This window comes from Thermoplasmataceae archaeon, from assembly GCA_038729425.1.
GTDB lineage: Archaea > Thermoplasmatota > Thermoplasmata > Thermoplasmatales > Thermoplasmataceae > B-DKE.
In genome coordinates this window covers 221,480-233,632 of sequence record JAVYSB010000003.1, presented here as the reverse complement: position 1 = coordinate 233,632, position 12,153 = coordinate 221,480, and the positions used below count along the sequence as shown (strand labels likewise).

Below are 12,153 nucleotides of genomic sequence, written 5' to 3'. Positions count from 1 at the left end.
TTCGGTAGATTTTATGTAAGAAGCAGGGAAATCCTTTCATCCTCCGATATGGTATGTGAAGCCCTTAGAAACATTGGAAATTCCCCCTCAGCCAGAACAGAGAGTAGAAGCGGCGATGGCGCGGCAAGAGTTGAGAGCCCACAGGGGGACCTCTTCTATTATGTCAACATAAGGGATGGTAGGATAGAGGATCTTCAGTTTTCTTCACCTTCCTTGCTTAATATTGAAGCATTCCGGGCGTCTATGGCTGGTAATATTTTTACAGATTTTCACTTTAATTGGGAGAGTTTTGGCATTTGGGCTTCTGAGCTCGCGGTGGTGATACAGTGAGCAATTTGTGGTTCCTGAAAGGGCTGAAGAAAGGGATAAAGACTGAAAAGTTTCCTTCGGAAGCTCCGGATACAGCACCGTTATGGCCGTCGGCTCTTGTGGGGATCAATGGAGGTAACTGCCCAGCAGATGCCATAACGCCTGAAGGCTGGATCAGGGAGAAATGCATATTCTGCCGTAGATGTTTGCCTGATTTACAGCCAACAGGTGATCAGGATATATTCGCGGTCAAAAGGAAATATGACATGTTCAGTAAATCATTACACATTTTCCCGCTGGATTCGGGTGCATGCGGATCCTGCAACATGGAGCTGCTAAGCATATTTTCTCCGCAGTATGATGCAAATCGTCTTGGCATATTCCTCGTAAACACCCCTCGTCATGCCGACGCTATTGTTGTCATGGGTGTCATGACAGCAGGGATGAAAGACGCACTGGAAAAAGCATATGAAGCAATGCCAGAACCCAAGCTGGTCATTGCACTTGGAGCGTGCGCAGTGACTGGAGGCATTATGGGAGATTCTCCACTGGACAGGGAAAAGTACCATGTTGAGATCGCGGGATGTCCTCCTTCGCCTTATACTGTTTTGGCCGCTATCAATGCTGCCTTGGGAAACACAAACAAATACATAGATTCTGGATCACGCAGTGGGGAGGTGCATTAATCATGCTTGCCTTCCTAGGTCCAGCGCTTTTCGGCATAGCGGCCCTGATCGGATTGTTCAATCGGAAAGCCTCTTACGTCACACTGACCGCATCCTCGATAGTGTTCGCAGCTACACAGTTTATACTCGGTGATTATCTTTCATATTATTCCATCATTGCTGGGATTGTTTGGGTCTTTGCCGGAATCTTTTCGCTGTCGTATGGAGAGAAGTACGGAAAATGGCTTGCGTCCTTGATATCCCTAACAGTAATGGGGATGTCGATCATACTGGTATCCAACAATTATCTTGCGCTGATTTCCGGCTGGGAAATAATGTCGGTGCCATCTTATGCCATAGTTGCACTGAACAAATCAGAAAGGGGTCCTGCATTTGCTTTCATGACATTCAGTGAGTTCAGCACCGTGCTTATAATTGCTGGCGCCATATCTTCATTTTTCCTGTCCGGGAATTCGACCTTCGGCTTTATCCCTCTTACTAGTTATGTTCCACTGCTTCTGATATCATTTGGAGCCTTGATAAAGATGGGCATGTCTCCATTCATGATAAGCGAATGGCTTCCAATAGCCCATGGAAATGCACCGGCAAATGCTTCGGCTGTATTCAGTGCGACAATGACACTGATGGGGGTCTTCCTCATAACCAGGATGGTATTCCTGAGCGCCACCAGTCCCGAGCTGGTTTACATTGGTATTCTCTTTCTTATAATAGGAAGCATTTCAATTTTGTTTGCCTCCATCTATGCCTACATATCAGAGAACATGAAAATGCTCGGTGGGTTCAGCACCATAGAGAATCAGGCGGCAATCCTGGCAGCCTTCGGCCTATACCTTGTCACAGACAGTGCCGTCCTCAAGGAGTTCGTCCTGATTACCATAATAATATTTGCAATGGCGCACGCCGTATCGAAGACAGGTCTTTTCCTTTCCATTGGAAGTACAAGAGGAGAATATTTTGGAGAGACCAGGGTTCCTGAGGACAGGTGGATGAGAATAGGTACGCTGCTTTCTACTCTGTCCCTTTCGGGGCTTTTTCCTGCAATAGGTGGAGTGGCAGTATGGATGCTGCTTGAATCCTTCTTCATGCAGGCATATATTGGCGGATACATCGGAATTATTGCCATAATAGTAGGATCCGTGATCGCTATTTCGGAAGGTATGATAACGGGTGCCATGATGAAAATACTGTCATTCACAGCACTGTTCAGGGTCAGGAAAGGGCACGCCAGCAAAATAGAAACGATAACGGTATTCGGTATTGGGGTCACAATCCTCATAATGTTCGTGTTTTCAGTGCTTTTCGTTCCGGTGATTTTCAGGGGAGGCGTACCCTCTGTACTGGTCTTCAACGGTTTCACGATAGAGTCCAGGTTCTCATCTGCAGATTTCGGCCTGATATCACCATATTACATTATATCGCTTATTACGGCTTTCTCTCTCGCGGCCTTTGCTGTTTTCAAGAATCCGAAAATCAGAACGGCCGAGGTGTGGAATGGTGGAAGATCGGTTTCAAGTGATTATACGTCATTTGCCTATGCCAACGAAATACGGCTGATGCTGAGAAGGATACTCAGAACCAGAATGGGAAACGACAAACAACCAATTTCGGTAATGGACATATTCTGGTTTACTATGATTTCTGTCGGAAGAGGGTACAGGAAAATGTGCATGATAGCCACACGGAAGTTTATGAACAGCTCAATAGGTTGGTACATGATTTACATGATATTTGCATTCATGGTCGTGATAATACTCGCTGTTACGTATTACTGAATCTGACTGTAAATCTTCCTGAATCTTTCAAGACTGATGATTGTTTAATAAATTCCTAGCTTCCTCATATTTCCTAAGTTTTTTTCAATTTTACCATGCGTTTTAATTGTAAATTGCAGGTCGTTCAGATATTCTCAGATGGCGAGGAGCACATTTGACGGTTCCCTTGCGCGAATGCATAAAGAAGGAAAGGCAAAATATTCTCAATCATTCGTCTCGGATTGGCATTAATGCTGTGATTGGATGCTCCCTATTTCTGCCTGGCCATTGGATACAGAATTAATTATATTCTATAGACGTTAGAGTCATCATGTTTTCTCCAGGTGTACTGAAGGACAGGGTTATACTGATAACGGGCGGTGGCACAGGCATAGGTAGGGAAATGTGCAACAAGTTTGCCTCCCTTGGAGCCAGAATTGCCATTCTTGGCCGGAGAGAGGATGTTCTCAGAAAAGCAGCAGATGAATTGACCGCAGCTGGTTATGAGGGGTTCTGGACAAGATGCGACGTTCGAAACCCGGATGACGTGACCGCCGCAGTGAATGCTGTGTTTGACCATTATGGTCGCATAGATGTGCTCGTGAACAATGCAGCCGGGAATTTTGTGGCGCCATCGGAAAAGCTTTCCCCGCACGCAGTGGATTCTGTGCTTGGTATTGTTCTGCACGGAACAATTTACATGACACTGGAGGTTGGAAAACGGTGGATCAGGAACCATCAGAAGGGAGTGGTTCTCAATATTGTGACCACTTATTCCTGGACTGGATCCGCGTTCGTAGTGCCGTCAGCGGCGGCGAAGGCTGGAGTGCTTGCGGTTACAAGGTCTCTGGCCGTGGAATGGGCCAGATACGGGATCAGGCATGTGGCGATTGCCCCTGGACCCTTCCCCACGGAGGCAACAAAAAGGAATCTGTATCCACTAGAAGGAATGGCCGATCTGCTGAAAGAAAGGGTTCCACTTGGAAGGTTTGGAAACATGAACGAAATAACAGATCTTGCGTCGTATCTCGTATCCGATTATGCCTCATTCATCACCGGAGAAGTTGTAACAATAGACGGCGGAGAATGGCTGAAAGGAGCTGGAGAGTTCAGTGATCTCCTGGCGCTGAACGATGAACAGTGGGAAATTATACGTGATATGACGAGAAAAAAACATGACGTTACCCCGGAAAAAAGTTAATAATCCCAGTCTAATTGCATATGGACCACGATGATGAATTCAGCCTAGACTGATAGTGATGACTGACGGGCAGACTGAGTGGTCTTGAGAATTTCTGTGACAGCTACAGGAAAAATATAATGGCCCAATTCAGGCCTATGGATTCTGGTAAAAAGACTCTATTTTCACCCTTTCTCCCTTGTTGTCATAGATGAATACACCGGATTTTTCATCCACCGTCTTTTTGTGCGTCCCGTCACAGTACGGCTTGTTTGCAGACAACCCACATCCACAAAGGTAAATTTCCTCATCACCAGCCTTAACAACGTAAGGCCGGTTTCTTTCGTGTAATACCAACCTGCTCATTTTTATCTTGATGTCATGTAATAATGTGTTTAAAAAGATGATTAAGCTCAGAAAGCTACCTTACTTTCTCAAGAGAGAATGAACCAAGATTAAACCCATGTTCTTCGGGGTATATATCGATCCATTCCCTGGATCTAGTCTTTCCCATGCCCATCACCCTGAGGTAGTTCCTTGTGGATCCCATCCTGAATTCCACAGCTCCATCCATCAAGTAACTTATGGTCTCATACACTCTTTTCTCGAAAAGCCCCTCCTCGAGGAGGAACATAGACACAGCGTTCTCAGATTTCCTCTTCTGGGAGAACTGTTGGGCGAACCTCACGAATGTCCGGTCATCCAGCAAAGTTACGTAAGTAGTCAGCGAAGAGAACAATAGTCTGTAGTATGAGTACTTCTTCCTTATATCTGCAGCGATCTGATCTACAGACTTCATGAGGGCACTAATATTCATTGGGCTGTCCAGCGTGATAGCATACCTTGATGCACTTTCGATCTGTATTGATCTGGAATAAACGTCTATGAATCTGAGTATGCCTTTCTGTTCAGACCCGTTGATCTTCTCTGTTATCTTTCCAACCTCAAACATTATTTCCCTTATGTTCTTATCCGCTGTCAGAACAATAATCGGCACATCCTCTTCAAGTGACTTAGCAATGAAATTATATGCCAAAAGATATTTCTCGGAGAAGGGTGGGCCATAAAGCACAATGTTGGTTCCCTGAGGAATACCGCCATAAACTAGGTCGTCAAATTTTGGAATTCCAGAAGAGACTTTTCCGTCACCTTCTTCCTTCACAGCACCCACGCTAGTGTGATCATCATCTTTCTGTTGCTCGGATTCTCTGGATTCGAGAGCTGAAGCCAACTCTCTCTCCTTTGTTTTTGCTCTAGCTATCTCGTCCCTTAACTCCCCTATGGTTTTACGGAGATCTTCCGTCTCCTCTTCGCTCTTTGACCCTTTCTTAACCATTCAACCTACTCCCTGTAAGTTCCAGACACCACCCATGGAGGCTCAACACTATCAAATGGCTCCATACCGTCTATCCTGTAGTCTGACAGTATCTTTTCATCAATATCAATTCCTATCCCCGGTTTTCCAGACATCGTGAAATATCCATTTTCAAGCATGTATCCAGACCTGACCAGATTCTTTTTCCAATCCGGCCAGAAAGCCTCAAAGCTCTCCTGAATGAGGAAGTTCGGTATGGTATAATCCACGTTCAGTGTTGCGGCAGTCTGTATCGGGCCGAAGGCGTTATGGAATGCCACGGGTATCCCGAAGGATTCTGCAATCGCAGCTATCTTTTTACCCTCAAGCACACCGAGGGAATTCGTGATATCAGGCTGAATCACATCAACCAGCCCTGAGGATATAAACCTGGCAAAATCAACCTTATTCAGCAGCCGTTCCCCGAGCGCCACAGGAACCTTAACAGCTTTCCTGAATTCAGCGAGACCAAATTCTTGCTCCGGATGAAGTGGCTCTTCCATGAAGAATGGATTGAGGTCTTCTAGTGCCTTTCCAGCTTCAATTGCTGATCTTGTGGAGAAGCGGCCATGGCATTCAATGAGCAGGTCAATCTTATCACCGAGAGCCTCCCTCATTCCAGAAACGATGTTTCTTGCGTTATCCAGCCCATCTCGTGTGATTGTATCGAAATTGGGACCAAAGGGGTCAAATTTCATTGCCGTGAACCCTTGCCTCACAAGTTCCTTTGCCTTCTTTATAAAATCATCAGACGTAACGCAGTTCGAGTACCAGCCATTCGCATATGCCCTCATCCTGTCCCTAAACTTACCTCCAATAAGGTTGTACACAGGAGAGCCAAGTTCCTTTCCGATGAGATCCCAGCTGGCTATTTCGAAAGCACTCAGTGCAGACGTAGCTTCCATGGACTTGGACAGGTAAAACGAGTGCCTGTAAAATTCCTTCACGTTCCTTTCCACCTGAAAGAAATCAGCGCCAGAGAATACCCTCTGCACCTCCTTCATGCTTTCTTTAACAGGCAGGGTCATGAGTGTGGTCGGAGCTTCCCCGAAGCCAACCTTACCATCAGAGGATGTCAACTTGACCAGTAATATGGTAGAGCTCCAAGGGGAGGAAACTTCTCTCCCTTTTTCTCCTAGTTCAATAATATCAATGTCCTTGATGGTAGAATTCATACAACTAAATTAACTTCAACATACTTAAATTTATCAGACTTTGCATGAGATATTGCGGAATCAAACAAGACCTTCAATTGGGATATTCCTGTGGATAACTTCCAAAATTCCATGATATAGTCCCTTCACTTCAGTTGAAACAGCGAGCAAATGGAAATGCCTTAACACAGGTCCTTCCCAGAGCACAGTGCAGCAATACTGCTAGGCCTATGCAACGCGAAAGATCCATAACAGGTAATGTGTCAGTGAAAAAGGAACCTGAGGAGAAATGAGGAAGAATATTCTGGGATGCGGGAAGCATCGAAAATCATAATTAAATAAGTTGTCATGCTGTGGTGATTATGATGCAGTCAAAATTCAGGATAGAAAAAACCCTTGAGACTGACGGGAAAACGTATCATTACTTCTCATTGCCCGATCTGGAAAATGCTGGCAGTAGGATATCTAGACTGCCCCTGTCTATCAGAATAGTTCTGGAATCACTCATACGGAACCTTGATGGAAAAGCAGTAAGGGAAGAGGATGTTGAGAATCTTCTCAACTGGAACCCAAAAGATCCCTCTGACGTTGAAGTGCCGTTCAAGGTTGCAAGGGTGCTGATGCAGGATTTCACGGGCGTCCCTGCGATCGTTGACCTTGCATCAATGAGGGCTAAAGCAGAGCAACTTGGCAAGGATCCAAAGATAATACAACCGCAGATACCTGTGGACCTTGTCATAGATCATTCCGTCCAGGTTGACTTCTACGGAAACGAAAATTCAGTTGCGCTAAACCTCTCTAAGGAATTTGGGAGGAATTCCGAAAGGTATAGATTCCTGAAGTGGGCGCAGAAATCATTCAGGAACCTCAGGATTGTTCCCCCATCCGTGGGTATTGTGCACCAGGTAAATCTGGAGTATCTTGCCAGTGTGGTGATGGCGACAGAGGTGGACGGCAAAAAATACGCCTATCCTGATACCCTGGTGGGGACAGATTCTCATACAACAATGATTAACGGACTTGGGGTGGTCGGCTGGGGCGTTGGTGGTATCGAAGCAGAGGCTGCAATGCTTGACCAGCCTGTAACAATCTCCACACCGAAGGTTGTCGGAGTCAATGTTCACGGGAAACTTCGCTCTGGAACTAATGCCACAGATGCTGTGCTTACGCTGACAGAACTTCTCAGGAAGCACAATGTTGTTGGGAAGTTTGTCGAGTTTTACGGGGACGGAATAGGCCAGCTTCCTCTTCCAGACAGGGCAACGCTTTCAAACATGTGCCCAGAATACGGAGCAACCCTAGCGCTATTCCCGGTGGACGACGAGACGATCAACTATCTGGTCATGACCGGCAGGTCAAGGGAGCATGTGAACTTGGTCAAGAATTACCTTCAGAAGCAGGGACTATACGGATCGCAGAAGGGCCTGCAGTTCAGCGAGATCGTAGACCTGGATCTATCGAAGATAGAGACGAGCGTCTCTGGACCAAAACTTCCGCAGCAGAGATCCAATCTGAGGGATATCGGCAGGAGCTTCATGAAATTCATGGAACAGCCAGCTGATACAGCTTCCGGGAAGGGGACAAAGCATGAAGTTTATTTGAAGAGCACAAAGATAAACCTGAAAGGATCTAATACGCAACTTTCCGATGGAGACATCGTCATCGCAGCAATAACGAGCTGTACAAACACTAGCAATCCAAGAGTAATGGTCGGAGCAGGGCTTCTCGCTAAGAATGCCGTAGAAAAGGGCCTTTCTGTCAACGCGAAGGTTAAGACAAGCCTCGCACCGGGTTCAAGAGTTGTAAGTGAATATCTGAAGAAATCCGGACTGCAGGGATACCTGGACCGGTTGGGATTCAACCTTGTGGGATTTGGATGCACAACCTGTATCGGGAACAGTGGACAGCTGGATCCTGCCATAGAAGAAGGCATAGTCAAAGCCGGTCTCAGCACTGCTGCCGTGCTCTCCGGAAACAGGAACTTTGAGGCAAGGATTCATAAGAGTGTCAGGGCGAACTACTTAATGTCTCCACCACTGGTTGTCGCGATGGCAATCGCAGGGAAGATTACCATTGATCCTGAGAAAGAACCCTTGGGAAACGGGAAGGATGGAAGACCGGTATTCCTTAAAGATATATGGCCTGACGAATCCGAAATTACTGGAGTCATAGCACGTACAATTGATCCTGAAATGTTCAGGGAAAGATATGCCGATCTCAACAGTTACAGCGAAGAATGGGCCAATATCGATGTTTCCGGATCGGTAGTGTATCCGTGGGATCCGAAAAGCACCTACATCAGAAATCCTCCGTTTTTTGATCTCTTCGAACCTGGAAAAAAAGCGGAATTCGGAGACCTGAACAACGCATACCCATTGCTTATTCTTGGAGATTCTGTCACAACGGATCATATATCCCCTGCAGGATCCATTTCTAAGGACAGCCCGGCAGGCAAGTACCTGATGGATCATGGCATTGCCCCTGCGGATTTTAATTCGTTTGGGTCCAGAAGGGGGAACCATGAGGTGATGATGCGTGGGACCTTTGGAAACAACAGGATAAGAAACCTGATGGTCTCAAGGGAAGGGGGGTATACGATTCGCCTTCCCACTGACGCTGAAGGCACTGTGTATGACGTGGCAATGGATTATTCCAAAGAGGGCGAAAAACTCATAGTATTTGCGGGGAAGGAATATGGCACCGGGAGCTCCAGGGACTGGGCAGCTAAAGGACCATACCTTCTTGGCGTCAAGGCAGTGGTTGCAAGGAGTTATGAACGTATACATCGCAGCAACCTCATTGGGATGGGTGTTATACCACTCCAGTTCCCGGAGGGTAAGGACTATCCAAGCCTGAATGCAGATCCAACCAAGGGTTTTAACATAGACTTCCCGGATAAATTCTTGCCTGGAGGAACTGCGAGATTGTCATATACCACAATGACCGGAAAGAAGGAACATATGGACCTGACCCTGAGGCTGGACACACCCATTGAAGTGGAGTACTTCACCATGGGTGGGATACTGCAATACGTTATGGACAGGATTCTATCCTGATCCTTTCCTAATTTAATGACCACCCTGGGTCATACTTTTCCTAAGTTCTATACTAAAAACTCCGGTTAACAGCGGAGTTTTAAATATTCCCCAGGGATAACAGGGGACGAACCTTCTCTCAGTTAAGTCAAAGCTGATGATAGATAATAGGACACTCTGGGCGGTGAGTATATCTGGTTCTATCCGTTCCATCGGCTTCGGAGCGACCTGGCCGTTCATGGCTATATTTTTCAACGAGGATCTTGGTGTACCCATCATAGTTGTTGGGTTGATATTCACTTTTTCTGCAATATCTTCGGTCATTTTCAGTATATTAGGCGGCTGGATCGCGGATAAATTTGGAAGACGGAGAGCACTGATGATAGGGGGCATAACGGGTGTCGTGATCTATTCCCTTATATCTGCGTTCATAGCATTCCATTTCTCTTTGCTTGCAATTGAAATTGCTTTCGTGCTTTCATCGGTTTCAGGATCATTCATATTCCCTTCTTCAACTGCGCTGGTGGCGGATGTCACGAGCGTGGCAGAACGCCCCATAGCTTACGGGATATACAGAATCCTTACAAACATAGGGTGGGCCGTTGGGCCAATTATGGGGGCGTACGTATACAATCTGGGTGTGGCAAAGATATTTGCAATTGTGGCTGCGGTATCGTTGATTCAGTTCATAATCATAGTACTTTTCATATTTGACCGAAAGACCTATGACAACCCCTTAAAACACAGAGTCAGCCTGATAACACTGGACAGATACCTGATCCTGTTCAGCCTTGGAACTTTCTTCATAATGGTCGTCGCAACGCAGTTCTCAGTGACCCTTCCAACCTACGCCGCAGACCATGTGGGCATACCGGTTTCGGATATTGGTTATGTCTTCGCTGTAAATGGATTCGTTGTTGTTCTTGGACAGTACTTCCTGAGTGTACTGTTCAGGAAGTTCCCAGATATAGGAACAATGATTGTGGGGTCATTTTTTTACACGGTTGGCTATCTTCTTGTAGGCTATTCTGGAACACTTCTTCAGTTGATGCTCGATATGGTCATAATAACCATCGGCGAAGATCTTGTCTATCCCACGCTGAATACTATTATTTCTAAAATAGCCCCACCAGAAAAGGTAGGGAGATACATGGGGTTCAACAGTATGATGAACTCGTCCGCCAGGGCACTTGGTCCATCGGTTGGTACAGTTTTCCTCTCAATATACGCGTTCGATGGACCGAGAGTATGGGGGAGCATAGACCTGTTCGGGGTAACCTCCATCATTATCTTCCTGTTTTTTGGGAGAACCATCAGGAAAATGCCCACAAGGGATCCGACGTCACAGGCCGAACGCGTATAATACCATGGCAATCATGAAAATAAATCCAATGAAAGAATTCGCGCCGAGAAAAGACTTCCTAACTGTACCTGGATCACTTGGATCGATTATCAGGTGCTGAATTACGATGAGCGCCGCTATGGGTATCATGAAAATCTCAAAAACCAGCGAATGAAGGAAGAAGCCCATTGAGAGGAAAAGAGCAATGGTTACGCCATGCACTGAAGCTGAGATGTTGAGTCCGCGTTTTATTCCGTATTCGGTCATGACGGTTTTCAGATTGTTCTCCTTATCAAACGGCACATCAGGTATAACGTATATCATATCGAAGCCGGCAATCCATAGCGATGTGGCTGCGAAAAGGACATAGAGTTCGGGTGTATGTGGAAAACTTGGGATTACCGAAAGATAACCCGCCAGAACGCCAACTCCTATGACTGATCCCATATAGATATGCCTCCACGGCGTTATTCTCTTGAGGGGCGGGTCCGTTACGAAGAGAAATAGCACTATGGGAGAGAGTACGAACACGAACGTGTTGAGGAAGAATGCGGAAATTTCAAAAATCGTTGCGGAAATTAGGGTTATTGTTACCCCCCTTCTTACGGAAAGTGTCCCGCGTACTAGCGACCAATTCCTCTTCCTTGGGTTGATCACGTCATATTTCCTGCCAAGTATCCTGTTGATAGACATTGCTGTTGCCCTGGCTGAAGTCGCCGCGATGAGGATAAGAACATACTTGATTGGCAGTACCACAGGACCGGCTGCAAGCAGAGCGCCACTTATAACCAGCGGGAGGTCAAAAATTGTATGCTCCAGCTTTATGTAATCTATGATTTCCCTGACTTTACCCGATGGCATATTTCTTCATTTTTTCCTTAACTATGGAATCTATTTCGTTGTTCATCTCAAGGGTATCCGGCCACACTCTGTTATACCCCTCAGACATGTCCTTTCTGGTGGCATCTATTCCCATCTTTGACCCGTAATTAAAAAGAGGAGACGGGTGATCCAGGCTGTCGGTCACAGTACCCGGTATTATGATGACGTCTCTATCCGGGTCTATCCTGGTTGTCATGGCCCAGATAACCTGCTTCCTGTCATGCACGTCAATATCGTTGTCCACAACCACTATGATCTTGGAAAACATAAGCTGGCCAGTTCCCCACAGAGCAAACATCACTTTCTTTGCCTGACCCGGATATCTCTTCCTGATGGAAACGATGACCATATTGTGGAATACGGCTTCCTCCATGGTGTTAAGGTCAACAATATCCGGCACAAGCATCTTAATGACCGGGAGGAACATACGTTCAACAGCCTTCCCTATTATGACATCCTC

11 protein-coding genes are annotated in these 12,153 nt (G+C 46.2%); 6 read left to right on the top strand and 5 right to left on the bottom strand.

Features of this window, described 5'->3' with window-relative positions; translation table 11 throughout:
- The 4 genes from QW597_04505 to QW597_04490 form a co-directional block, all read left to right on the top strand.
- On the top strand, positions 1-330 hold a 330-nt coding region (locus QW597_04505), incomplete at its 5' end, for a Ni,Fe-hydrogenase III large subunit (GenBank protein ID MEM0155847.1).
- Positions 327-995 (top strand): NADH:ubiquinone oxidoreductase, encoded by a 669-nt coding sequence (locus tag QW597_04500; protein ID MEM0155846.1) that lies wholly within the window; start codon positions 327-329, stop codon positions 993-995. The genes QW597_04505 and QW597_04500, both read left to right, overlap by 4 nt.
- Positions 996-997: 2 nt before the next feature.
- Positions 998-2,767 carry a proton-conducting transporter membrane subunit gene (locus QW597_04495; protein ID MEM0155845.1) on the top strand — a complete coding sequence of 590 codons (1,770 nt, stop codon included), beginning with the start codon at positions 998-1,000 and terminating at the stop codon, positions 2,765-2,767.
- Between the two features lie 310 nt (positions 2,768-3,077).
- Positions 3,078-3,947 (top strand): SDR family oxidoreductase, encoded by an 870-nt coding sequence (locus QW597_04490; protein MEM0155844.1) that lies wholly within the window; start codon positions 3,078-3,080, stop codon positions 3,945-3,947.
- A gap of 135 nt (positions 3,948-4,082) precedes the next feature.
- Here QW597_04490 and QW597_04485 read toward each other — a convergent pair whose 3' ends face one another.
- Genes QW597_04485 through QW597_04475 form a run of 3 tightly spaced genes read right to left on the bottom strand, consistent with a single transcriptional unit; the run spans position 4,083 to position 6,455 of the window.
- Positions 4,083-4,292, bottom strand: a complete 210-nt coding sequence (locus QW597_04485) for a CDGSH iron-sulfur domain-containing protein (protein ID MEM0155843.1) — start codon at positions 4,290-4,292, stop codon at positions 4,083-4,085.
- 55 nt (positions 4,293-4,347) lie between these two features.
- Positions 4,348-5,262, bottom strand: coding sequence for an RAD55 family ATPase (locus QW597_04480; protein ID MEM0155842.1), 915 nt, complete (start codon positions 5,260-5,262; stop codon positions 4,348-4,350).
- A gap of 5 nt (positions 5,263-5,267) precedes the next feature.
- Positions 5,268-6,455, bottom strand: a complete 1,188-nt coding sequence (locus QW597_04475) for a mandelate racemase/muconate lactonizing enzyme family protein (protein MEM0155841.1) — start codon at positions 6,453-6,455, stop codon at positions 5,268-5,270.
- A 341-nt stretch (positions 6,456-6,796) separates the two neighbouring features.
- Here QW597_04475 and acnA point away from each other — a divergent pair, with 341 nt between their 5' ends.
- Positions 6,797-9,490, top strand: coding sequence for an aconitate hydratase AcnA (gene acnA, locus QW597_04470; GenBank protein MEM0155840.1), 2,694 nt, complete (start codon positions 6,797-6,799; stop codon positions 9,488-9,490).
- Between the two features lie 136 nt (positions 9,491-9,626).
- Positions 9,627-10,832 carry an MFS transporter gene (locus QW597_04465; protein ID MEM0155839.1) on the top strand — a complete coding sequence of 402 codons (1,206 nt, stop codon included), beginning with the start codon at positions 9,627-9,629 and terminating at the stop codon, positions 10,830-10,832.
- On the opposite strand, the gene QW597_04460 is transcribed toward QW597_04465, so the two are convergent.
- Positions 10,812-11,672 carry a UbiA-like polyprenyltransferase gene (locus QW597_04460; GenBank protein ID MEM0155838.1) on the bottom strand — a complete coding sequence of 287 codons (861 nt, stop codon included), beginning with the start codon at positions 11,670-11,672 and terminating at the stop codon, positions 10,812-10,814. The two genes, QW597_04465 and QW597_04460, sit on opposite strands and share 21 nt — an antisense overlap.
- On the bottom strand, positions 11,659-12,153 hold a 495-nt coding region (locus QW597_04455; GenBank protein ID MEM0155837.1), incomplete at its 5' end, for a UbiD family decarboxylase. The genes QW597_04460 and QW597_04455, both read right to left, overlap by 14 nt.

Excerpts from the sequence above, each read along its gene's own strand:
- QW597_04480 (MEM0155842.1), bottom strand. The coding sequence starts at position 5,262 with ATGGTTAAGAAAGGGTCAAAGAGCGAAGAGGAGACGGAAGATCTCCGT.
- QW597_04465 (MEM0155839.1), top strand. The coding sequence starts at position 9,627 with ATGATAGATAATAGGACACTCTGGGCGGTGAGTATATCTGGTTCTATC.
- acnA (MEM0155840.1), top strand. The coding sequence starts at position 6,797 with ATGATGCAGTCAAAATTCAGGATAGAAAAAACCCTTGAGACTGACGGG.
- QW597_04460 (MEM0155838.1), bottom strand. The coding sequence starts at position 11,672 with ATGCCATCGGGTAAAGTCAGGGAAATCATAGATTACATAAAGCTGGAG.
- QW597_04485 (MEM0155843.1), bottom strand. The coding sequence starts at position 4,292 with ATGAGCAGGTTGGTATTACACGAAAGAAACCGGCCTTACGTTGTTAAG.
- QW597_04475 (MEM0155841.1), bottom strand. The coding sequence starts at position 6,455 with ATGAATTCTACCATCAAGGACATTGATATTATTGAACTAGGAGAAAAA.
- QW597_04495 (MEM0155845.1), top strand. The coding sequence starts at position 998 with ATGCTTGCCTTCCTAGGTCCAGCGCTTTTCGGCATAGCGGCCCTGATC.
- QW597_04490 (MEM0155844.1), top strand. The coding sequence starts at position 3,078 with ATGTTTTCTCCAGGTGTACTGAAGGACAGGGTTATACTGATAACGGGC.